16 protein-coding genes, 1 tRNA gene, 2 pseudogenes and 1 riboswitch are annotated in these 22862 nt (G+C 70.3%); of the genes and pseudogenes, 8 read left to right on the top strand and 11 right to left on the bottom strand.

Annotated features, from left to right (window positions below):
• Positions 1 to 32: 32 nt before the first annotated feature.
• From ACZ45E_RS09570 to ACZ45E_RS09560, 3 genes are read right to left on the bottom strand one after another with little or no spacing between them, the layout of a single operon-like run.
• Complete coding sequence (locus ACZ45E_RS09570) at positions 33 to 1568, bottom strand: precorrin-2 C(20)-methyltransferase (protein WP_468218592.1); 1536 nt, start codon at positions 1566 to 1568, stop codon at positions 33 to 35.
• Positions 1565 to 2206 (bottom strand): precorrin-8X methylmutase, encoded by a 642-nt coding sequence (locus tag ACZ45E_RS09565; RefSeq protein WP_468218590.1) that lies wholly within the window; start codon positions 2204 to 2206, stop codon positions 1565 to 1567. The genes ACZ45E_RS09570 and ACZ45E_RS09565 overlap by 4 nt, the downstream gene beginning before the upstream one ends.
• A gap of 13 nt (positions 2207 to 2219) precedes the next feature.
• Positions 2220 to 3806 (bottom strand): cobalamin biosynthesis protein CobG, encoded by a 1587-nt coding sequence (locus tag ACZ45E_RS09560; protein WP_468218588.1) that lies wholly within the window; start codon positions 3804 to 3806, stop codon positions 2220 to 2222.
• A gap of 59 nt (positions 3807 to 3865) precedes the next feature.
• Positions 3866 to 4020: riboswitch (cobalamin riboswitch) on the top strand.
• Between the two features lie 36 nt (positions 4021 to 4056).
• Between ACZ45E_RS09560 and cobN the strand changes: the two genes are divergently transcribed.
• Positions 4057 to 7845 carry a cobaltochelatase subunit CobN gene (gene cobN / locus ACZ45E_RS09555; protein WP_468218586.1) on the top strand — a complete coding sequence of 1263 codons (3789 nt, stop codon included), beginning with the start codon at positions 4057 to 4059 and terminating at the stop codon, positions 7843 to 7845.
• Positions 7846 to 7888: 43 nt separating this feature from the next.
• On the opposite strand, the gene ACZ45E_RS09550 is transcribed toward cobN, so the two are convergent.
• The 3 genes from ACZ45E_RS09550 to ACZ45E_RS09540 all read right to left on the bottom strand — a co-directional run bounded on the left by ACZ45E_RS09550 (position 7889) and on the right by ACZ45E_RS09540 (position 13643).
• Complete coding sequence (locus tag ACZ45E_RS09550; RefSeq protein ID WP_468218584.1) at positions 7889 to 10375, bottom strand: polysaccharide lyase family 8 super-sandwich domain-containing protein; 2487 nt, start codon at positions 10373 to 10375, stop codon at positions 7889 to 7891.
• A gap of 164 nt (positions 10376 to 10539) precedes the next feature.
• Positions 10540 to 11817, bottom strand: a complete 1278-nt coding sequence (locus ACZ45E_RS09545) for a right-handed parallel beta-helix repeat-containing protein (protein WP_468218583.1) — start codon at positions 11815 to 11817, stop codon at positions 10540 to 10542.
• Positions 11818 to 12245: 428 nt separating this feature from the next.
• Positions 12246 to 13643, bottom strand: coding sequence for a hypothetical protein (locus tag ACZ45E_RS09540; RefSeq protein WP_468218581.1), 1398 nt, complete (start codon positions 13641 to 13643; stop codon positions 12246 to 12248).
• Between the two features lie 468 nt (positions 13644 to 14111).
• On the opposite strand from ACZ45E_RS09540, the gene ACZ45E_RS09535 reads away from it, so the two are divergent.
• Both ACZ45E_RS09535 and ACZ45E_RS09530 read left to right on the top strand, forming a co-directional pair.
• Positions 14112 to 14393: a hypothetical protein gene (locus tag ACZ45E_RS09535; protein ID WP_468218579.1), complete on the top strand. Its 282-nt coding sequence runs from the start codon at positions 14112 to 14114 to the stop codon at positions 14391 to 14393.
• Positions 14390 to 14788, top strand: a complete 399-nt coding sequence (locus tag ACZ45E_RS09530; RefSeq protein ID WP_468218577.1) for a PIN domain-containing protein — start codon at positions 14390 to 14392, stop codon at positions 14786 to 14788. Before ACZ45E_RS09535 ends, ACZ45E_RS09530 begins: the two co-directional genes overlap by 4 nt.
• Before the next feature lie 561 nt (positions 14789 to 15349).
• Here the strand turns inward: ACZ45E_RS09530 and ACZ45E_RS09525 are convergent.
• The 4 genes and pseudogenes from ACZ45E_RS09525 to ACZ45E_RS09510 form a co-directional block, all read right to left on the bottom strand.
• Positions 15350 to 15751 carry a DNA-binding protein gene (locus ACZ45E_RS09525; RefSeq protein WP_468218575.1) on the bottom strand — a complete coding sequence of 134 codons (402 nt, stop codon included), beginning with the start codon at positions 15749 to 15751 and terminating at the stop codon, positions 15350 to 15352.
• The gene (locus ACZ45E_RS09520) at positions 15748 to 15996 is read right to left on the bottom strand and encodes a type II toxin-antitoxin system CcdA family antitoxin (RefSeq protein WP_468218572.1); all 249 of its coding nucleotides are present in this window, start codon (positions 15994 to 15996) and stop codon (positions 15748 to 15750) included. Before ACZ45E_RS09520 ends, ACZ45E_RS09525 begins: the two co-directional genes overlap by 4 nt.
• Positions 15997 to 16505: 509 nt before the next feature.
• On the bottom strand, positions 16506 to 16829 hold the full coding sequence (locus ACZ45E_RS09515; RefSeq protein WP_468218571.1) for a hypothetical protein: 324 nt from the start codon (positions 16827 to 16829) through the stop codon (positions 16506 to 16508).
• 177 nt (positions 16830 to 17006) lie between these two features.
• A pseudogene (locus ACZ45E_RS09510) lies at positions 17007 to 17384 on the bottom strand (helix-turn-helix domain-containing protein); the annotation flags it as partial.
• Here ACZ45E_RS09510 and ACZ45E_RS09505 point away from each other — a divergent pair.
• Positions 17369 to 17848 (top strand): annotated as a pseudogene (locus tag ACZ45E_RS09505) (tyrosine-type recombinase/integrase); the annotation flags it as partial. The pseudogenes ACZ45E_RS09510 and ACZ45E_RS09505 sit on opposite strands and share 16 nt — an antisense overlap.
• 778 nt (positions 17849 to 18626) lie before the next feature.
• The gene (locus ACZ45E_RS09500) at positions 18627 to 19061 is read left to right on the top strand and encodes a hypothetical protein (RefSeq protein WP_468218569.1); all 435 of its coding nucleotides are present in this window, start codon (positions 18627 to 18629) and stop codon (positions 19059 to 19061) included.
• A gap of 260 nt (positions 19062 to 19321) precedes the next feature.
• On the opposite strand, the gene ACZ45E_RS09495 is transcribed toward ACZ45E_RS09500, so the two are convergent.
• Positions 19322 to 19395 (bottom strand) — tRNA-Gly (locus tag ACZ45E_RS09495).
• 592 nt (positions 19396 to 19987) lie between these two features.
• On the opposite strand from ACZ45E_RS09495, the gene dcd reads away from it, so the two are divergent.
• From dcd to ACZ45E_RS09480, 3 genes are all read left to right on the top strand, one after another.
• A complete protein-coding gene (dcd, locus tag ACZ45E_RS09490) occupies positions 19988 to 20563 on the top strand; it encodes a dCTP deaminase (protein WP_468218566.1) in 576 nt (191 codons plus the stop codon).
• Positions 20564 to 20582: 19 nt separating this feature from the next.
• Positions 20583 to 21080, top strand: a complete 498-nt coding sequence (locus ACZ45E_RS09485; protein ID WP_468218564.1) for a phosphoribosyltransferase — start codon at positions 20583 to 20585, stop codon at positions 21078 to 21080.
• A 191-nt stretch (positions 21081 to 21271) separates the two neighbouring features.
• Positions 21272 to 22828 carry an FG-GAP and VCBS repeat-containing protein gene (locus ACZ45E_RS09480; RefSeq protein ID WP_468218562.1) on the top strand — a complete coding sequence of 519 codons (1557 nt, stop codon included), beginning with the start codon at positions 21272 to 21274 and terminating at the stop codon, positions 22826 to 22828.
• The last annotated feature ends 34 nt before the right edge of the window (positions 22829 to 22862 follow it).

Here is a 22862-nt window from a genome sequence, read left to right as displayed (position 1 = left end):
TGCCGCCACCTCCGGGTTGCGCCCGTAGCGGTTCAGGCGGTCGCCGGTGCCGTCGCCTCCGGGTAGCGGCGCGGCGTCCACGTCACGGTCCGGCCGTCGCCGCGTACGACGGCCTGCGTCTGCGACGAGCCCACGATCAGCAGCGTGCGCATGTCGACGACGGCCGGATCGAGGTCGGCGAGACGCACCGTGCGGACGCTCTCCTCGGGGCCGCCGACATCGCGGGCGAGGACGACCGGGGTGTCCGGCAGACGCAGTTCGAGCAGCAGCTCGCGGGCTTTGCCGACCTGCCACGTACGACTGCGCGAACCGGGGTTGTAGAGCGCCAGGACCAGATCGGCCGCCGCCGCCGTGCGCAGCCGCTCCGCGATGACCTCCCACGGCTTGAGCCGGTCGGAGAGGGAGATCGTGGCGTAGTCGTGGCCGAGCGGGGCCCCGGCCTTCGCGGCGGCGGCGTTGGCGGCCGTCACGCCGGGCAGTACGCGTACGGGCACATCGGCGTACGTCTCCTGCGAGGCGGCTTCAAGGACCGCCGTGGCCATCGCGAAGACACCCGGGTCACCACCCGAGACGACGGCCACGCGCCGCCCGCGCCGCGCCAGATCGAGGGCGAACTCGGCGCGCTCGGACTCCACCTTGTTGTCCGAGCCGTGCCGCCGCTGCCCCGGACGCTCCGCCACGCGGTCGAGGTACGTGGTGTAACCGACCAGGTCGTCGGCGTTGGCGAGGGCGCCGCGCGACTCCGGGGTCAGCCAGGGCGCCCCGGCGGGGCCGGTGCCGACGACGACGACCTCGCCGCGACCGGCCCCCGGCTCCCCCTCGGTGGGCTCCGCGTCGACCCGCGACGGCAGGACCGCGACGGAGAAGTACGGCACCGACTCCGGGTCGATGTCGGCGAGGCGGCCGGTGCGCTCGCCGGCCATGAACGCCCGCTCGACGTAACGCGCGTCGTCGAGCCGGCCCGAAGCCTCCAGCGCCGCGCGGACCTTGGTGAACGTACGGCCCAGCTTCATCACCACCGCCGAGTCCGCGGCGGCGACACGGGCGGTCAGCTCGTCCTCGGGGAGCGTCCCCGGGATGATCGTCAGCGTCTCCTTGTCCTCGCAGAGCGGTTCGCCGAGGCGGGCCGCCGCCGCGCTGACGGAGGTGACACCGGGGATGACCGTCGTCTCGTACCGGTCCGCCAGCCGCTTGTGCATGTGCTGGTAGGAGCCGTAGAACAGCGGGTCGCCCTCCGCGAGCACGGCGACCGTGCGGCCCGCGTCGAGGTGCGCGGCGAGCGTGGCGGCGGCCTCGGCGTAGAAGTCGTCCAGCGCCCCGCGGTAGCCACCCGGGTGGTCCGTCGTCTCGACCGTGAGCGGATACATCAGCCGCTCCTCGATCTGCTCGTCCCTGATGTGCTCGGCGGCGATCGAACGGGCGATGGAACGGCCGTGGCGGGCGCAGTGGTACGCGATGACGTCGGCCCCCGCGATGGCACGGACCGCGGCGACGGTCATCAGCTCCGGGTCGCCGGGCCCGAGCCCGACCCCGTACAGCCGGCCCCTGGGCGTGGATGCGTCGCTCATGCCTGGATCTCCACCTCGGTCGCTATGGCGTTGATCGCGGCGGCGGTGATGGCGCTGCCGCCACGACGCCCGCGGACGATCAGGTACTCCAGGCCGAGCTCGTTCGCGGCCAGCGCGTCCTTGGACTCGGCGGCCCCGACGAACCCGACCGGGACGCCGAGCACGGCCGCGGGCTTCGGCGCGCCCTTGCCGATCATCTCCAGGAGGTGGAAGAGGGCGGTCGGGGCGTTGCCGATGGCGACGACGGCCCCGTCGAGGCGGTCCCCCCACAGCTCCAGCGCGGCGGCGCTGCGCGTCGTCCCCAACTCGGCTGCCAGAGCCGGTACTTCAGGGTCGTTCAAGGTGCAGATCACCTCGTTGTCGGCGGGCAGCCGCTTGCGGGTGACACCGCTGGCGACCATCCGCGCGTCGCAGAGGATCGGCGCCCCGCCGCGCAGGGCGGCCCTGGCCTTCGCCACGACGCCGGCCGAGTGGCCGATGTCCTGTACGAGATCCACCTGGCCGCAGGCGTGGATCATGCGGACCGCCGCCTGGGCGACGTCGGCGGGCAGCGCCGCGAGTCCCTCCGCGGCCTCCGCTCGGATGGTGGCAAAGGACTCGCGGTAGATCGCCGCGCCGTCCTTCTCGTAGTCATACACGGGTTCGGCTCTCTCAGATGGGTGTCGAGGTGGAGGCAGAGGGGTCGGTGACGGCGTACGTGCCGTCCGGTCGGGCCACGACGTCCACGTACGGTCCGACGGGGTGCCCGCAGCGGCGTTCGCAGCCGGACCAGTAGGTGGGCAGGCGCGGGTGGCGGGCCTCGGCGTCGGCCCGCACGTCGGCGTGGGACTTGGCACATCCGGGCCGCCCGATGCAGGCGCCCGTCCTGGCCCAGGGGGACGCGGCATCCGTCACCAGCCCGGCCCGGGCCAGCTCCCCGGCGTCCGCCGCCGTGGCCCCGGGCACCACGATGTCCCGCCAGGGGGTCAACCGGATCTCCCCGGGTGGTAGTCGGGCGGCGAGCGTGGTCAGTGCGGTCCATTGTGGGCCGGTGATGGATCCGAGGGGGGCGGTGACCCGGAGGGCCCGGTCCGTTGCGCGGGGCCCGGAAAATTCAGCCGCTCCGGCTGCTCGCGTGGAGGTGCCGGGTTCGGAAAATTCGGCCTCTCCGGTCGCTCGCGTGGAGGCGCTGGGTCCGGCAAATTCGGCCCCTTCGGCTGCTCGCGTGGAGGTGCCGGGTTCGGCAAATTCAGCCTCTCCGGTCGCTCGCATGGAAGCGCTGGGTTCGGAAAATTCAGCCCCTCCGGCGATTGAGGAGCGGGGTCCGGGGCGGAGCCCCGTGGCCTCGGCGTCGGCGCCGGGTGCGCTCTCGTCGTCGGGTGCGGATGCGTCGTGGCTGGTCGCGCAGTTCCCCGCGCCCCTGGCAGGGTTGACCTCGACCCGGGCGGGAGCGGACGCGTCCCCCGCGCCCCTGACGGGGCTGGTCTCGACCCGGGCGGAAGCGGACGCGCCCCTGACGGGGCCGGCCTCGATCCCCGATTCAGTCAGTCGGGCAGCGACAAGGCGGGCCAACTCGCCCCCGGGCAAGCCGAGTTCGGAGACCCGCCAGACCCGCCGGCCGGCAACCCCCCGCGCCGCCCCGACGAATACCTCGGCCGCGACAACCGCGGCCCGCGCCGCGTCCTCGTACCGCACACGGAACTCCGCGCCCCCGACGGCAAGCACCGCCCCGCCCCCGGCGACCCCGCGCAGCAGCACATCGGGCCCGAGCCCGGCGACATCCCCGCGCCCGTCGTCCAGCGCGAAGAGGAACCGCCCGGAGAGCCCTGGAGTGACGGAACTCGCACAGAGCTCCGCGTCGACCCCGGTCAACCACCCGCGTACGTCGACGAACCCGTCCCCGTCGAGCCCGGACATCGGCGAAGCCACCACGTTGCGGACCCGCTCGTGCGCGGCGGACGGCAGCAGCCCGGCCGCGCCGAGCAGCTGGGCCAGTTCCGCGCCGCACCCCTCGCGCAACCCCCGCACCTGCACATTGCCCCGCGACGTGAGGTGCAGCGTGCCGTCCCCGAGCCGCCGGGCCGCGTCGCCGATGGCCCGCGCCCGCGCCACGTCGAGGACCCCGCCGGGGATGCGGACCCGGGCCAGGAACCCGTCGTCCGCCGCGTGCAGCCGCAGCGCGCCGGGGCAGGCGTCACCCCGGAACGTTCCGGATGTTCCGGGCGTACCGGGATCACCGGGTATGGGGGAGGCGGGCATGCGACGGAGCATACCCACCGTCTGTGACGGGCATCCCGTACCAGGTCACGCCCCCGCCCCGTACGATGAGCCGCGGCGGTCCTGTCCGGCCCGCCGCCATCGCCGCGACGGCGACAGGGGAGGAAGCCCGGTGTGATTCCGGCGCGGTCCCGCCACTGTGAGCCCTCTTACGAGAAGAGGGTGAGCCAGGAACTCCCGCCGTCCAACGACCACCCGGGGCGCGGACACCCCGAGGAAGGCCAGACGACGCATGCCCCAGCACCCCACGGAGCTCACGCAGCCCGCTCAGCCGTCGCGGATCCTGCTCCTGTCGACATCCGACACGGACCTGCTCAGCGCCCGCGCGGCGAACGCCGCCCACGCCGCCCACGCCGCGGACACCACCGACGCCGCGGTCACGTACCGCTTCGCGAACCCCTCCCGGCTGGACGTCGAGACCGAGCTGCCGGAGCTTCTCGACGGAGTCGGCCTCGTCGTCGTACGGCTCCTCGGCGGGGTGCGCGCCTGGCAGGACGGCATCGACCGGCTGACCGCCGCCGGGCTGCGGCTGGTGCTGCTCAGTGGTGAACAGGCGCCGGACGCCCAGCTGATGGCGGCCTCCACGGTCCCCGTCGGCATCGCCGCCGAGGCCCACAAGTACCTGGCGCACGGCGGCCCGGCCAACCTGGCCCAGCTGGCCCTCTTCCTCTCCGACACGGTGCTGCTCACCGGCCACGGCTTCGAACCGCCGGCGCCCGCGCCGACCTGGGGCCCGCTGGAGCGCGCCGCGTCCACCGCCGACGGCCCGACGGTCGCCGTGCTCTACTACCGCGCCCACCACATGAGCGGCAACACGGCCTTCGTGCACGCCCTCTGCGACGAGATCGAGCGCGCCGGAGCCCGCCCCCTCCCCCTGTACGTGGCGTCGCTGCGCGCCCCCGAACCGGGGCTGATCGACGCCCTGCGCCCCGTCGGCGCCATCGTGACGACGGTCCTCGCGGCCGGCGGCACCCGCCCCGCCGAGGCGAGCGCGGGCGGCGACGACGAGTCGTGGGACGCGGGCGCCCTCACCCAGCTCGACGTGCCGATCCTCCAGGCCCTGTGCCTGACCTCGTCCCGCGCGGACTGGGCGGAGAACGACGAGGGCGTCTCACCGCTCGACGCCGCGAGCCAGATCGCGGTGCCGGAGTTCGACGGACGCCTCATCACCGTCCCGTTCTCCTTCAAGGAGATCGACGAGGACGGCCTCCCCGCGTACGTCGCCGACCCCGAGCGCGCCGCCCGCGTCGCCGGGATCGCCGTCCGCCACGCCCGCCTGCGTCACATCCCGGCGCGGGAGAAGAAGCTGGCCCTCGTCCTGTCCGCGTACCCGACCAAGCACTCCCGGATCGGCAACGCGGTCGGCCTGGACACCCCCGCCTCCGCGATCGTCCTGCTCAAGCGCCTCATCGAGGAGGGCTACGACTTCGGGGACACGGCCGAGATCCCCGGTCTCGCCTCCGGCGACGGCGACGAGCTGATCCGCGCGCTCATCGACGCGGGCGGCCACGACCAGGAGTGGCTCACCGACGAGCAGCTCGCACGCAACCCCGTACGCATCCCGGCCGCCGACTACAAGCGCTGGTACGCGACGCTGCCGCAGGAGCTGCGCGACGGTGTCGAGCGGCACTGGGGCCCGCCGCCCGGCGAGATGTTCCTCGACCGCTCCCGCAACCCCGAGGGCGACATCGTCCTCGCGGCCCTGCGCCGCGGCAATCTGCTCGTCCTCATCCAGCCGCCGCGCGGTTTCGGCGAGAACCCCATCGCGATCTACCACGACCCCGATCTGCCGCCCTCGCACCACTACTTGGCGGCGTACCGCTGGATCGCGGCGTCCTCGGCCGACGGCGGGTTCGGCGCCGACGCGATGATCCACCTCGGCAAGCACGGCAACCTGGAGTGGCTGCCCGGCAAGAACGCGGGCCTCTCCGCCGCCTGCGGGCCGGACGCCGCCCTCGGCGACCTGCCGCTCGTCTACCCGTTCCTCGTCAACGACCCCGGCGAGGGCACCCAGGCCAAGCGCCGCGTGCACGCCACACTCATCGACCACCTGGTGCCGCCGATGGCGCGCGCCGACTCCTACGGCGACATCGCCCGCCTGGAGCAACTCCTCGACGAGCACGCCCAGATCGCCGCCATGGACCCGGCGAAGCTCCCGGCGATCCGGGCCCAGATCTGGACCCTCATCCAGGCGGCCAAGCTCGACCACGACCTGGGGGTCGAGGACCGCCCCGAGGACGAGGGCTTCGACGAGTTCATCATGCATCTCGACGGCTGGCTCTGTGAGATCAAGGACGCCCAGATCCGCGACGGCCTGCACGTCCTCGGCCAGGCCCCGGCCGGCGCCGGCCGCGTCAACCTCGTCCTCGCCATCCTGCGCGCCCGCCAGATCTGGGGCGGCAACCAGGCCCTGCCGGGGTTGCGGGAGGCGCTGGGCCTGGACGAGTCCGCGGCGACGCGCACCGATGCGGATGCGGCCGAGGAGTCGGCCCGGGTACTGGTGGAAGCCATGGAGGCGGCCGGCTGGGACCCGGGCGCGGTGTCGGACGCGGTGGCGTCGGCCGGCCTCACGCCACGGGGCTCCGCCCCGGACCCCGCTCCTCAATCGCCGGAGGGGCTTGATTCGCCCGCCCCGGACCTCGCTCCTCGAACGCCGGAGGGGCTTGATTCGCCCGTCCACCAGATCCTCGACTTCGCCGCCCGCGAGGTCGTCCCGCGCCTGGACGGGACCACCGCCGAACTCGACAACTCCGTACGCGCGTTGGAGGGCCGCTTCGTTCCGGCGGGCCCGTCCGGATCGCCCCTGCGCGGCCTGGTCAACGTCCTGCCGACGGGCCGTAACTTCTACTCCGTGGACCCCAAGGCCGTCCCCTCCCGCCTCGCCTGGGAGACCGGCCAGGCCCTCGCCGAATCCCTCGTCGAGCGGTACAAGGCGGACAACGGCGGCGAGTACCCCACCTCCGTCGGCCTCTCCCTCTGGGGCACCAGCGCCATGCGCACGGCGGGAGACGACATCGCGGAGGCCCTCGCGCTCCTCGGTGTCCGCCCGGTCTGGGACGACGCCTCGCGCCGCGTGACCGGCCTGGAGCCGATCCCGTACGAGGAACTGGGCCGTCCCCGCATCGACGTCACCCTGCGTATCTCGGGCTTCTTCCGTGACGCGTTCCCGCACACCATCGGCCTCCTCGACGACGCGGTCCGGCTGGCCGCGTCCCTCGACGAACCGGCCGAGCAGAACCACGTACGCGCCCACACCCAGGCCGACCTCGCCGAACACGGGGACGAACGCCGCGCCACCACCCGCATCTTCGGCTCGCGCCCGGGCACGTACGGCGCGGGCATCCTCCAGCTGATCGACTCCAAGGACTGGCGCACCGACGCCGACCTCGCCGAGGTCTACACGGTGTGGGGCGGCTACGCGTACGGCCGCGGCCTCGACGGGAAGTCGGCCCGCACGGAGATGGAGACGGCGTACAAGCGCATCGCGGTCGCGGCCAAGAACACCGACACCCGCGAGCACGACATCGCCGACTCCGACGACTACTTCCAGTACCACGGCGGCATGGTGGCGACGGTACGGGCGCTGCGCGGCACCGCCCCCGAGGCGTACATCGGCGACTCGACCCGCCCGGAGACGGTCCGCACGCGCACCCTCGTCGAGGAGACGTCCCGCGTCTTCCGCGCCCGCGTCGTGAACCCGAAGTGGATCGAGGCGATGCGCCGCCACGGCTACAAGGGCGCCTTCGAACTCGCCGCCACCGTGGACTACTTGTTCGGCTACGACGCGACGACCGGTGTCATCGCCGACTGGATGTACGACAAGCTCACGGAGACCTACGTCCTCGACGAGACGAACCGCCAGTTCCTCTCCGAGGCCAACCCGTGGGCGCTGCACGGCATCGCCGAACGTCTCCTGGAGGCCGAGTCCCGCGGCATGTGGGAGAAGCCGGACCCCCGGATCCTGGAGGCCCTGCGCCAGGTCTACCTGGAGACCGAGGGCGACCTGGAGTCCGACGAGTAGGCGGAAGGCTGTACGGGGCCCGCGCGAACGATGCCACAGCGGCCTACCGAAGCCGCACCGTGAAGGTGCGCCCGTACGCGTGGCGCGTGGTCACGTCGACCCGGGTGCCGCCCGGCACCCGGGTCACCCGCACCGCGCCGTCACCGGAGACCTTCCGCAGCGCCCGCCCGCGCAGCACCACCGTCACCGTGTCGCGCAGCGTCGTCGGGTCGCAGACGGCGACCGTGACGTCCCCGGCCCGGCGGACCAGGACGGACGCCGGGCCCTCGACCGTGAGGCCCGCTGTGTGATGGGCGCCGGACGCGAAGGTGTTGACGGCGGTCAGCCCGAGCCCGGCATGGCGTACGGCCTGGAGGCGGGGCGTGTTGGCGAGGACGCGGACGGCGTCGTACGAGCGGACCGCGTCGGCGGCGGCGTTCGGCAGCAGGGCGTAGGCGAACGAGACGGGCCGGGCCCGCGCCGGACGCTCCACCGTCAGCGAGAACACCTGCCGGGTGACGGCCGTGTCCGGGTTCGTGGTCCGTACGACGCGGCGGCTGCGCGTCACCGTGTCGAGCCGGACCTTCGGCGCCGGCCCGTCCAGCAGCACGTACCCGACGGCCGCGGCCCGGGTCGTGTTCTCCCACCGCACCCAGCCGCGCCCCTCGGTCACGGCGATCCGGTCGCCCGCCGCCGCGATCCGCGCGTCGAGCGTCGTCGTCACCGCCCGGTCCGCGCCCGGCGCGTCCCCGACGCCCGCCGCGAGCACCACGATCTCGTCGTCGAGCAGGAACCACGACTTCGTCGCCCGCGCGCCGCGATACGCCACGAAGTCGTCCGGCAGGATCCCCGCCCGCTTGTCGCGCCACGGCACGTCGTCGGAGAGCACCCAGCCCGCCGCGCCGTACGCCCCGAGCACGGCGCCGCCCGAGTGGTCCTGGGTGGCCGTCGGGAAGTAGACGTAACGGTTCTGGGACTCACTGGACGCCGTGAACTCCAGGGGGTGGCCCGGGTTGTCGTAGAACAGCTTGCCGCCGTACAACTCCGGTACCGAGCAGCGCACTTCGACCGGCGCGGTCACACCCGCCAACCCGTACGGCGACACGGCGGTGAAGTAGTCGACGCCGTACGCCTGCGTCTGGTCCTGCCCCGACAGGTACAGGTAGTGCGCGCCGTCGCCCTGGAACCAGGGCAGCAGGTTCTCCCCGCTCATGTACTCGTACTTGCTGATCCGCCGCGAGCTGCGGGCCAGCGTGAACGCGTAACCGGGCCGGCGGTGCACCGTACGGTCCATGGCGTTGAAGGCGACGCAGCGGGCGGCCGGGTTGAGGTCGGCGGCGGGCACGGAGGCGTCGGCGAGGAGGTCGGCGTAGCGGACGATGCTCAGCGGCGAGACGAAGACGGCCGGGTCGAGCGCGGCCCGCGAGGTGGCGCGCAGATGCTTCACGTACGCCTTGAGCGCGTCGGCCGTCTCCCCGGTGGCCAGGGATGAGAGGTCGACGACGGCCTCGACGATCGTGGCGACGTCGGCGTACCCGCTGCCGGTCCGCGCGACCGACCTGCCCTTCACCGCCTCCATCATCCAGCCCTCGAAGATCAGCGGCGCGAACCCGTCCCGCACCCACCCGTGCACCGTCGGCACCAGCTCGCCGCCGTGCGCGAACCCGGTCCCTTCGAGCAGCTTCAGCGTCTGTACGACACGGCTGAGCAGCCCTTTCCCGTACGAGCCCGTGTACGCGACGGAGGCGTGCTGGATGAAGGACCCGTCGGCGTAGTACCCGTCCGTCACCCCGTGCCGCAGGGCGTACGGGTCGATGGTCGCGAAGACGGTCAGCTGGTCGGTGAGCGCCTTGCGGATACGGGCCTCGTCGGCGGTGAGCGCCCCCTGGAGGATGCGGTTGGTGGTGATGTCGGCGAGGTTGGCGCCGGTGTGGAAGCGTGAATCGAGGTCGACGTCACCGTCCTTGCCATTGCGCAGATAGGCGTCCATGTCGGTGATGTACGTGGTGACCAGCTCGGCGGGGGCGAGGTCGGCGAGCAGGACGAGCGTCCTGCTGATGTGCTGGGAGAGGCCGATCTCCCAGTAGAACCAGTTGCCGTAGTAGCCCGCGGACTGGTCGCCGTAGTAGTGCGTGTGCAGCCAGGCGAGCCCGTCGAGCACGCGCTTCTGCACCGCGGGGCTCCCGTACAGATCGGGGGAGACGCCGGGCGTGCGGGTGGCGAGGGCGATCTCGTACAGCCGCTGGTAGCTGGTGTTGAGGTTCGGGTCGCTGGTGCCGAGCGGCACCCCGGCGAAGAGTTCACCGTCACCGGACGCCGCGTCCATGGCCGCCAGGTTCGCGCGGGCCGTTCTCTCGATCGCGGCGAGCTTTCCCGCGGTCTCCGGGCGGGAGTTGGACGCGGCGGTGCCCGCGAACACGGCGACGGTGTTGGCGATCAGCCGCGCGACCCCGTCCGCCACCTCGGCGGCGCTCGCCCACCCGGTGGGCACGGCGGCCAGGATGCCGGTGGCGCCCAGCGCGCTCAGCAGACGTCTACGCGTGATCTCCATCGGTCTCCTCCGCACACGGGGTGACGCCGGGTCGGCCGGGCCTCGGCGGCGGGAGTCAAGCAGACGGGCCGGGCGGCGACAAGGGTGACGGCGTTCGGCGTGTGCCCGTGCCGTCGGGGACAGGGCTGCTCGGCCCTGTCCCCGACGGTCCCCCACGGCAGCCGTTACAGGGTCACCACCTTGCCGCCGAGCGTCGTCACGAGCTTGCCGTCCGAGGCGTACGACCATTTGAGGGCGCCGCTGTAGGAGGAGCAGCGGGAGCCGTTGGTGCCCGTCCAGAACTGGTTCGAGCTGTCGGCGCTGCCCACGGTCTTGTCGTTCGACCCGTCGACGGAGAAGCGGCACGAGGTGTTGCTCTTGAAGACGGAAGTGCCCTTGTCGAACGAGTAGTTGCGCTCCGCGTTGTCGATGCTGAGGTTGTTGGAGATGGCCATGGAGCCCGGGTTGGAGTTGTACGTGAACCCGTGGTGGCCGTTGCCGAAGGCGATGGAGCGCCGCACGACGTGGTTGACGGCGATGTCGTCACCGCCGAGCTTGTAGCCGTTGCGGTCGCCGTTCTTGTTCACGGTCCCGTTGGAGAGGGTGCCGTTGGAGTACGACAGCGAGTCCTCGATGGTGACGGGCCCGATCGCGCCGGTGTCGGTCTTGGTGTAGAGGTCCCAGCCGTCGTCGATGTTGTTGTGCGAGACGGCGTACCGGAACACGTTCCCGGTCCCGGTGGTGAGCTTGGCGGCGAACCCGTCGGCGTCCTCACCGTCGGAGTCGGCGTTGTCGTGCGACTCGGCGCTCACGACGAGGTTGTTGGCGGGCCACGCGCTCTTGGGCGTGGTGGAGGCGATCCGGCCGAGCTGGAGCCCGGTGTCACGGTTGTAGCGGGTGACGGTCCGCTCGATGATGTTGTTGCTGCCGCCGACGTAGATGCCGTTGTCCCCGGCGCGCTCCACGACGATGCCCTTGACGTTCCAGTACGAGGCGAAGAGCTGGAGCCCGCGGTTGGTCGAACTCTCGCTCTGCGCGCTGAAGTTCAGAACCGGCTTCTCGCTCTGGTAGGCGGTGAGGGTGGTGCGCGCGGAGGCGGTTCCGTCGGCGGCGTCCGGCACGGTCACGGTCTGCCCGTACGCGTACGTCCCGCCGCGCAGGTAGATGGTGCCGCCGGCGGCGACGCGGCTGACGGCCGAGGCCAGCGTCGTCGGATCGGCGAGCGTACCGGCGGCCGAGTCGGTCCCGGCCGGCGCCACGTACACCGTCGTGGACGCCTGCGCAGCGGCCTGCGCGGTGGTGCAGGTGGCCACGGTGGCGAGGGTGCCGGCCAGCAGGCCGAGGGAGGCGACGAGAGGTCTCAATTCCATGGTGCGGTCTCCATGTGTGGGGTGCTCGATGGCTCCTGGTGCCGAAGTTGGCCGGTTCTTGTCCCTGAACCGGACCGACTCTCCCGGCACCATGAGTCGCGGGTAGAAAGCGCTCTCTTGCTGGACGGTAAGGGGGTGTCGTGGACGCGTCAAGATTCATGTACGTATCCGTGAATCAAATATCTGAACAATTTGGGGATGTGATGCGTGAGGCGGCGGGGCTTAGCGCCCGCCGCTACCGTGCCGGGGCTCTTGATCGGCTCGTGATCGGCTCGGGGTGCTAGGCCCCACGCCGGGCCGGACAGGCGCCCTATGGGTGTGGAGCGGGCGCTCGTGGGCTCAGCCGACGAGCGCGAGGATCGCCGCCACGGTGTTGAACACCGCCGACAGCACGAAGACGCCCCCGACCGCGATCCACATGCACCCGGTGGTTCGGTGACCGCGGCTCGGTGAGGGCGGGCCTGACCCGGCGCTCCGCCGACCGGGCCCCGGCCGTGTGAGCCGAGACCCGGGGGCGGCTGTCAGTTCACGGTGAAGTAGTAGTCGTACGAGGCCAGTTGAACGCCGGACCGCGTTGTGGCGTAGACCGTGAGGTCGTACCAGTCGCTCGATGTGGGGGTCCATTCGATGCGTGCGGCGTGGTCGGCGTCGGCGGGCACCGTCACCTCCGGCTCACCGTTGTTGAAGGTGTACGTGTAACTGACGACGTCCTTCACCTTCGGCGTGAACGTGAAGGTGCCCGGGACGCCGGCGCCGCCGCTGTACTCGTTCTCCTGGTAGGTGTCCGACGTGACGGTGGGAGCGGTGTCGTAACTGATGCTCCACCGACCCGCGTCGCTGACCCATCCGTTCGCGCTGCGGCTGGTCACGCTGACGAGGTTGCTGTAGAGGCCGTCCAGGGCGAGCTCGGCGGTGGCGGTGCCGTCCGCCCCCGCCTTGACCTCGAAGGTCCTGTCGTTCTGACCGCCCATGGTCTCCACGGAGTAGCTCACGACCGGGCTCTTGGCCTGGAGGCCGGGGTCGGGACGGAGCGTGAACCCGGTCGGCTCCCCGAACTCGGGTTTCGGGACGGCCGGGGTGACCGTGGGAGCGGTGGAGCTGACGCGGAAGGTGTAGCTGGTGGTCGCCGACGGGTTGTAGGCGCGGTCCAGGCTGCGCACCCACAGCGTCATCGGGCCGGAGCCGGTCGGCGGCACCAGGTTGAGCGTGGTCGACCCGCCGAGCGCGTCGGCACGCTTGAAGTACCTCGTGTCGGAGTACGGGTCGACAGGCCGCGGAATGCCGTAGTCACCGATGTCCGTGCCGATGACCGGGAAGTCCTGCTGCCAGGTGAACTCGTACCCCTCGACGTCGTCGGCCCCGCCCGCGCCCAACTCGAACTCGACCGGCTCGCCGCCCTCGTGCCACACGTCGTCGGACGGGTAGTTCGGCGAGGTGATGGTGGGCGCGTTCGCCGGCCGGGTGTTGTCGGTCGTGACGTAACAGGGGGCGGACCAGTCCGAGACCGCGTCCCCGACGACCGACTGCGCCTGCCACGCGTATGTCTGTCCGTCGGCGAGCGCGTCGGCGGGCAGGGTGACGGGGGCCTCGAAGCCGGGGCGAAGACGGTCCCGGGTGACCGTCGTGATCCGGGTCGGGTCGTCGACCGGCCAGACCTGGTACCGGACGCCGACCAGGGCGTTGCCGGTGGCGTCGGTGAGACCGGGGATCCCCTCGACGACGAGGCCGTCGCGGGCTGCGCGGTACGAGGGTCGGGCCGCGTCGGTCGAGCAGTGCCGGTAGCCGTTGAACAAGTGGGTCGGCGTGGTGGGCGTGCCGTCGGCGGCGCTCGCGGGCGACGCGGCGGCGACCAGCGCCAGGCCGAGAGTCCCCAGAGAAGCGAGAACCGCACGGGGTCTCGCGCCGAAGAACGTGGTCAAGTGGTCCCTCCCCTTTGGATGCCGCCGTGGCGCCTTGATGGGCACTGGTGTACGAGCGGCGGGAAGATCGTACTGGGGTGTCGTTGAACGCCGCACGAGGATTAGGGCCGCACAACGAACCCCCGTCCCACGCGTGTTGGCCGGGGCGCCGAAGCCCTGAGCTGCGCTGGGGACCCTGCATCCGCCCATGACGACGACGGGGTCCTGCATGGCCATACCGGACTGGCCCGGCAGCCCGGCCCTCGTCGCCTGCGCCACCGGTCGGCAACCGCGCTGTGCGCCTTCCCCGCTACGGCCACCCACACCCCACGGTCCGGGGCATCCGGATCGACGGCGCCGACAGCACCGACAGCGCCCGAGCCGGGGTTCATCTCCTGGACGGCGACATACGCACCGCACGTCCTCTGGCGGCCCAGCGATGCGTCCACTCGTCGCACGCTATGCCATACCCAATGGCATACTCGACGTGTGACTGACGACGACGTTGACTTCCCGCCCGGCGACGGCCCCACCAGCGGTATCTCTGTCACCCTGACCGCCGGAACGCTGCAGGCGATCCGTGAGCGGGTCGGCAAGCGAGGCGTCTCGGCGTACCTGGAGAAGGCGGCCCAGCGCCAGATCGAGCGGGACAACCTGGACGAGCTGATCGCGGACTTCGACGCGGTGCACGGCCCGGCCGACCCCGCGGCCGTGACGGCCAAGCGCGCCCGGCTGACCGGAGGCGCCTCGAACGCTGGCGCGGCCGCGTGAGCGGTGCCCTGGTTCTGGACAGCGAGGGCCTGGCGAAGGCCGTACAGCGTGACCGGGAGATCCACGAGTGGCTGACGGCGGCTCGCGACGCGGACCTGCCGGTGATCACCTCGGCCGCCGTACTGGTCGAGGTGGTCCACCCGAAGATCAACGACGCCGCGCTGAAGTGGACCCTGTCCCGCCTGAGCATCGAACCGGTGACCCAGCCCCTCGCGCTGTCCGCTGCCGCTTTGTTGCGTGCGGCGGGGCTCCATGGCCACAAGTACGCCATCGACGCCGTGCTGTGCGCGACCGCTCTGCAGCATCCTGGCCGGGTGACGATCCTGACCTCCGATGTGGAAGACGTCGGGATACTCACTGCCGGGCACCCGCGAGTGAGAGCGGAGAAGGTCTGAGCCGCGGCTCCTTGCTGGGGCGGGGCTCGTTGTGGGCTTCCGCCAGGAGACGGGGCGCGCGTGAGATGGGTGAGCCGTCGTCGGTCGCTCGGCGGGCACTATCTGCTGACATCCCGGGCAGGCGTTGGCTTTGCTGGTGCCGTTCTGACGAGTGGAGGCGGCTTCGCAACTTTCCTTGCCCTGTGCCTCGAACTGCCCGCGGCGGTACGCGAACCCAAAACGGCAGAGCGGACCTGGACTGATCGTCCGCACTGTTGAGCCCGGCCGACCGAGGCTCTCAAGCCACGGATACGGCGAGGCCCGCGACCTCCCGCAACGGTGCTGCTGTCGCTTTGGCCCCTACCAACAAAAAGGCCCGGGTCGACGACCTGGGCCTTGGTTGTGCCATTGGAGCGGGTGACGAGAATCGAACTCGAACTCTCAGCTTGGGAATCAACGGTTCTTACGTTGTTGGAAAAGCTCTGACCTGCGGTTTCGGAACGGGCAGGTGGATGGCTCCCGGTCTCTGGGAGCCGTATCTGACCACTGCTGTCCGCTCTGGGCTGGGCACGGGCCGGCTGGTCAGAGGGGGATGCTGCGGACTTGGTTGCCGCAGAGCTTGGTCATGTCGTCGCTGTCGGAGGTCAGCAGGGCGACGGGTTTCGGCTGGCGGAGCGCGACCTCGGCGACCGTGGCGTCGATGGCGTACTTGTGCCCGTGCAGCCCGGCGCCTTTGAGGAGCTCAGCCGCCGTTTTCGCCGCCTGCTCGGTGACGGGCTCCACCTTGACACGGGACAGGGCCCAGTTGAGGCGAGGCATGTTGGTGCGGGAGTGGGTGACTTCCACGATGGTGTTGGCCCCGATCACGAGGTCGGCTCCCATGTCGTGGAAGACCTGCAGCATGGCGAGGAGCTTGCGGTCCTGCGCGATCCAGGCGGAGAGCCCTTCCGAGTCCAGGACGACGGTTTCGATGCGCTCGCTCACGCGGCGTCCGCGTCCTTGGAGGAGCCGATGGCACCGAAGATCTTCGAACGGGCCTCGGCGAGTTCCTCGTCGCTGAAGTGTCCGTGTTCTTCCTCGTGGCGGCGGAGGTCGTCGCCCAGAAGCTGGTGTCTGATCTGGCGGGTCACGGCTTCCGCCACATAGCCGGAGACGTTGTCCGTGAGCTTGCGGAGCTCCGCCACCTGGTCGCTGGGGAGCGTGACGGTGATGCGAGTCGTTGAGGACATGAGCCCAAGCATACTGGAGTATGCATGCATCGGCTCGGGTCACTGGCCCCGGCCTTGACGACCGCGACCGCATGCTCCGCGGGGACGAGCTGGTCGATGACGATGTACGGGATGTCCACGATCCCTCCCTGGAGAATCACGCGTGGATGTTCCAGATGGCTGATGAGGTGCAGGCCGTCCCGCTCCAGGCAGCCGAAGCCGAGCTGCACGGGACGGTTCTTCAGCGCCGCTCGACGGGAGAGCAGCGTGGGAGGCTCCGGCGGCCGAGCGCAGGCAGACGGCTCGGTGCCGGGAGCGGCCTCAGCGGTCGGAAGGAAGGCTCACGTCCGTTGCGGCGGCGGAGGGCCGGTGGCCACCGCTTTCGAGGAGCGGGCCGGCGTGCTCACGCAGAGCCCAGGCCGGGCCGACCAGGCCGGCGACGGCCAGGAACGTGAGCGCGATTCGGCCGCCGTGGTCGGACCGTGCGGCTCTGGACGCGCCGTTTCGGGCATGGCGGCGCCGTGCCCCGGTCACGAGGTGCCGCCGAGGGTGCGTTCGTGGGCGACGAGGAGGCGGCTGGTCTGCGCGTACAACCGCTCCAGCTCAGCAGAGGTGAGAATGAGCGCGCCGTCGAGGGTCGAGCCGTCATCGAAGTGGAACTCGACAGGAACCGACCCTTGCTGGGCCCTCGGGTCGTAGACCGCGTCCCGGCCGGCCAGCAGCGTGGCGTGGGTGGCCTTCACCGGCACGGGCCTGAGCGTCGTCCCGTCGGTGGGCGCGGACCACTGGGTCCCGCCCCCGGGCGGGCGCAGGTGGTAGGTCGTGGCGGAGCCCTCACCGGGGAGAGCGACCACGACCCCCACACGGTCCTCGCGGGCGCTGTCGGTGGCGAGGTCGCCAAGCCGGGGAACGAAGGGAGCTGCGGTACCTAACCCGGATCCCTGCGAGGGAAGGGGGGAGAACGTCGTCGCGTCATGCCCTGAAGTTAGGGACAGGGCAACCCTCGAATATGAGCCGGAGGAATACGACCCCTATCCGTCCAGGTGAAAGCGGTCGGACATGCGCCGCAACTTCTCCCGCGTGGCTGCTCTTTCCGCGTAGACGATGCTGCGAAGCGTCGAACGGACGATGGGGTGGTTCCGTACGAGCTGGGGCGCGATCCGCTCGGCTGTCTCCAGTTCGGCCAGGGCCTTTCCCCGGTTCCCGTCCCACAACCAGGCTCGCGCGATATCCATGTGGTGGTGTCCCTGGCGGGAGTTGGGCAGCGAACCCACCAGTCCCGGGCTGGTACGGCGGTTTATCTCCAGCGCCTTGCCCTGCTTGCCCATCTCCAGGGCCACGCTGATCGCGTGGATCTGCACGTTCCCGGCGGAGAACGTCAGCGAATGCCGGTCGTACACCGGTGCCCCGACTGACCACCGGGCGTCGCGTCGAAGGCGACACCAAGTCGGCCGCGGGAAGGCGAACTGTCTTCCTCCCGGCCTTCCTGTACATCGAGATGAAGCGACACCTCGATTGGTACGCCGAGAAGGAACCCGACGGGCTCCTGTTCGTCGGTGAGAGGGGCGCCCCCTTCCGCCGGTCCACCTTCGGCCGCAAGTGGCGCAGGGCCCGCAGCCAGGTCGGCCTGCCGGAGGGATTCTGCTTCTACGACCTCCGGCACACCGGCCACACCTTGTCCACCCAGTCGGGCGCCACGCTCAAGGACACGATGGTCCGCGCCGGCCAGTCCTCGGAGAAGGCTGCGCTGACCTACCAGCACTCCGACGGAGAGCGGCAGCAGGAGGTCGCGGACGGCATCAGTGACCTGGTCCGTGCCCAACGGATCAAGGCAGCGGAGGTCGTTGGGTCGCAGAGCGCTCGCGAAGCCTAACGAGCAGACCGGCTCGGGGCTGTCCGAACACAGCCCCGAGCTCGATACGTATCGGAGTTCGGCCGACGTGCCGCGTGCTTCCGCAGCGGCGGACGTGGATACGCCTCCGGAATAGCCATCTTCGGTCTTGCTGTCAGACGTTGCATCTACGCTGCCTCTCACCGAGGACACAGGGGGAACGGTGAGTGGTGCAGGATCGCCGCAGCGATGGCATCCAGTACAGAGAGTGCACAATCGGCAAGTTGAGAAACATGTGGGGCGGGCGGAAAAGGCTGCCGCTGATCTGGGTGTCGCCTTCGATACGCACAGTGTCCGCAAGGCACTTGCATTTCGATGGGCCCCCTATCTGCTGAGACTGCGGCGAGTGCTGATCTTCTTCGTGGTGCTGGGCGTTACAGCCGTTGTTACCTACCGCCCGGCTTGTCGACCTGGCGGGATCCTCGATGTTGGCCCCACGTCTTGCGGGTCCTACTCTGCTTACGTTCTCGGACCCGGGGGCGACCCGCGGGCGACTGGGGTCTTCGTCTGCGCCTCGTTGGTCCTCGTTTTCGTGTGGTCGACATGGCGCGCGGAGCACATCGCGCGGTGCTACGAGCCGCTCTACCCACTCCTCAGCTTGCTCTCGGCCAGTGGGGATCTGGTCGGTATGGCGGAAAGCCATTACACGGATGCAGGGCGACTCCGAAAGAAGGTCTGGAGAGTTGGTCTCCCTCTGCGGGAGGTCGCCGGAGACGCTGCATCTGCGTTCGGGGTTAGCCGGGCAATGCGAAAGGAACTCGTGAGCCACGTACGGCTGGTGGAGACGACGTTTACGCAGGCGGCGGACGAACTTCTGCGGGATCGCGAGGGCGCGGCGCGGAAGCTTGGTCTGCTTGCCGCGACTGCCGCGAGCAGCATCGCTGCCGATCGCTTTCAGGAAATCCTCCCGGAGGCGCTGCTCCCGAGCGGGGAATCTGGAGAGGGCTCGTTGGCACCTGACCGGGTGGACGGCCTCCGCTTGGCGAAGGCGTGCACGTGGTCGGTACTCTGCGTAACGCTCTTCTCGCTGCTCCTCGCGGGGCTAGGTGTGCCGGCGGAGCTGATGGTGCCATTGGCGATACTGGCCTTCCCTGTGGCCGTATACGTGTTTTTGGCGGCGCGGCATGGGCTCAACGAGGCGTCACGTCTGACGCGAAGCATCAGCACGTTCTTCTCTTCGGGACCTCCGCTCTGACGCTGGCTGCTCATACATGGCTGTGCGAACCGCTGTCCATGTCGAGTGGAGAGTTCCCGCTTGACCGCCCGAACGGTGACCCAGGTCACAAGGATTACGTCTCGTGATCCGAGATGCCCGGATCAGTCTTTCCTGGAGTGGGCCGCGAACGGCTCGCGAAACAGCGTCCCAATGGCGACTTAGGGCACGGGGAGGGCACGGAGCACCCTGGGCGGCTAGACAACAAACAAGGCCCTGGTCTCTGACCAGGACCTTAGTCGTGGAGCGGGTGACGAGAATCGAACTCGCACTCTCAGCTTGGGAAGCTGATGTTCTACCACTAAACTACACCCGCACAGTACGCCCGCCGAAGCGGCGATGTACTGGCCGTCACTCTACCTCATGCCGGGTCCCGGGCGCTCGAACCCCGGGGCCCGGCTGCGTTGTGAGGTGTGGATGTGACTGCGGGTGAAGGGAGTTGGGGCGTACGGTGGGGGCACCGCCAGAGGGTTGTCCAGGGGCGGAGTGCCGCCTGGAATGCCGTCCCTTTCATCCCGTAACGTGGCCTTTCGTCGTCGGTCAGGAAACTGGCCATATGGCTCGTGGGGAAGGGACTCCGGGACTTTGATGGACTCGATGGAACGCACCGTCGTCCGTTGTGCCGAAGGGCACGTGTTCAGCACCGCGTCGTTCCCGATGCAGCAGGCCGACCGTCTTGGTCCCGGCCGGCTCATCCGGTGTCCGCGCTGTGCTCGACTGCGGCATGCCGTTCCTGTGGGATCCGGCAAGCGGTAGCGACAGCAGCAGCGGCAGTAGTAGTAGAGCGACAGCAGTAGCAGCAGTAGTAGCAGAGCGACAGCAGTAGTAGTAGCAAGAGCTGTAGTAGTAGCCGGAGCGCGTGGGGCCGCCGATTGGGTGGGTCCGCGCGCTCTGCGTATCCTCGCTACGTGCTTCTCTCAGACAAGGACATCCGGGCCGAGATCGACGCCGGGCGGGTCCGGATCGATCCCTATGACGAATCCATGGTGCAGCCGTCGAGCATCGACGTACGTCTCGACCGCTACTTCCGGGTGTTCGAGAACCACAAGTACCCGCACATCGACCCGAGCGTTGAGCAGAGCGATCTGACGCGGCTGGTGGAGCCCGAGGGCGACGAGCCGTTCATCCTGCACCCGGGTGAGTTCGTGCTGGCCTCCACGTACGAGGTCATCGGGCTTCCCGAGGATCTCGCCTCGCGCCTCGAGGGCAAGAGTTCGCTGGGGCGGCTCGGGCTGGTGACGCACTCGACCGCCGGGTTCATCGACCCCGGGTTCAGCGGCCACGTGACGCTGGAGCTGTCGAACGTCGCGACGCTCCCCATCAAGCTGTGGCCGGGCATGAAGATCGGGCAGCTGTGCATGTTCCGGCTGTCGTCGCCCGCCGAGCACCCGTACGGGAGCGAGCGGTACGGGTCGCGTTACCAAGGGCAGCGCGGGCCGACCGCCTCCCGTTCCTTCCTCAATTTCCATCGGACCCAGGTGTGAGCAGCAGGTGAGCAGCGACATGAGTGACGTGCGCGAGAACCTTACGTACGAGAAGTTCGGCGTCGCCGTGCGCGAACTCGCCCAGACCATCGCCGACGACGGGTACCAGCCCGACATCATCCTCAGCATCGCGCGCGGGGGCGTCTTCGTCGCGGGCGGGCTCGGGTACGCGCTGGACGTGAAGAACCTGCAGTTGGTGAACGTCGAGTTCTACACCGGGGTGGGGACCACCCTGGAGATGCCGGTCATGCTCTCCCCGGTGCCGAACGTCATCGACTTCAGCGACAAGAAGGTGCTCATCACCGACGACGTCGCCGACACCGGCAAGACGCTGAAGCTCGTGCACGACTTCTGCCTCGATACGGTGGCCGAGGTGCGGTCCGCCGTCATCTATGAGAAGTCCCACTCGCTCGTGAAGTGTGAGTACGTGTGGAAGCGGACCGATGACTGGATCAACTTCCCGTGGAGTGTCGAGGAGCCCGTCGTGAAGCGCGACGGTCAGGTGCTCGACGCCTGAGCGGTTGCCCCCCATGCGGAGCGCCTGAAGCACCAAAGCACCCCGCGCCAGCGCCCCGCACCCCGCGCCAGCGCCCAGCACCCAGCACCCAGCGCCCCGCGCGCCAGGGAGAGTTCCTGTAGAGGACAACCATCGCCGTCCCCCAGCGGTCTTGCCGGTGTTGTTGTCCCCTGAACATCAGGAGAACTCCCGTGAAACACAGGTATCGCCGCGCCGCACTGGCCGCATCCGTCGTCGCCGCTGTCGCGGGAGGGCTGTTGACCGTGGCGCCCGGTGCGGCGGTCGCGGCGGGGTCCGGTGTCCCCAGCGACTTCAACGGTGACGGGGTGCAGGACCTGGCGGTCGGCGCGCCGGGCACCCGGGTCGGCGGCGCGGTCTTCGGCAAGGGCAGCGACGGGATCCCCGGTGCCGGTGCCGTCGTCGCGTACTACGGCGGGGCGGACGGGGTGTCACCCGCGCGCCACACCTATGTGGACCAGGACGCGGCCGACGGAGCCGGGAGCTCGGAGGCGTACGACCTGTTCGGGACGTCGGCCGCGACCGGTGACTTCGACGCGGACGGGTTCGCGGACCTTGCGGTCTCCGCGCCGCGCGAGGACGTGCCCGGCGACGTCGACAGCGGCGAGGTGCAGATCCTGTGGGGCTCCCCGGACGGCCTCGGCAGGGGAACGGTCCTCGCGGATCCCGCCCCGACCCGGCACGACCACTTCGGGGCGGCGCTCGCCGCCGGTGACTTCGACGGGGACGGGAAGACCGACCTGGTGGTCGGCTCCTCCTCCGCCACCCTGGACATCTACAAGGGCGGTATCACCCGCGACGGCACACCGGGCGAGATCGCCTCGCGCGCTCTGCCGCTGCTTGGCGCCGCGGACGCGGGGATCCTGGGTCTCACCGCCGGGGACGTCAACAAGGACGGCCGCACGGACCTGGTCGTGGACGGTCTGAGCGACAAGGCGGACGAGGCCGGCGTCCACCACAACACCAACTACTACCTGCCCGGTTCGCCGAGCGGCCTGACCGCGGTCGGCAGCAAGCGGCTCTCCGGCGGTGAGAGCCAGGCCATCGGTGACATCGACGGCGACGGCTTCGGCGACATCGCCATCGGCGCCTATTGGGGGCGGACCACGGCGGACGGCCCGATCGGCGGCCGGGTCGTCATCAACTACGGCTCCGCCAAGGGCGTTTCGGACCGTACGGAGACCCTCACGCAGGAGTCGGGGAACATACCCGGCGACTCGGAGGAATGGGACAAGTTCGGGGCTGCTGTCGCGCTCGGTGACATCGACGGTGACGGCAGGATGGACCTGGCGGTCGGCGCCCAGCAGGAGGACTACCGGGGCAGCGACGGCCGGATGTACTACGGGAAGGGCTCGGTCACGCTGCTGTACGGCGACTCCGAGGGTGTCGACACCACGGACCGTGTTCAGTACTTCCATCAGGCGAGCCCGGGTGTCCCCGGCGGGTGGCAGTCCGGCAGGGGGTGGGGTTCGGGCCTGCTGATGAACGACCTGACCGGTGACCACCGGGCCGACGTGACCGTCGGTTCCCTGTGGGACGACAACGGCGACGGTTCGGCGACCGTACTGCCCTCGGACGGCCGGAAGGCCAGCGCCGAGGTGCCCGGAGTGGTCCGGCTGCGCGGCAAGGAGGCCGGGATGGACCCGGTGGACTACCCGCAGTTCAGCGCCTCGCTGCACACCTCGCGGCCGCTGAAGGACCTCCTGTACCAGAACTCGACCGCTCGGTGATCCGTGTCCCTGCCCGGTTCCGGCCGGGCAGGGA

The sequence above is a fragment of the Streptomyces sp. NPDC030991 genome (assembly GCF_055571235.1).
This window is presented reverse-complemented; position numbering and strand designations above follow the sequence as displayed.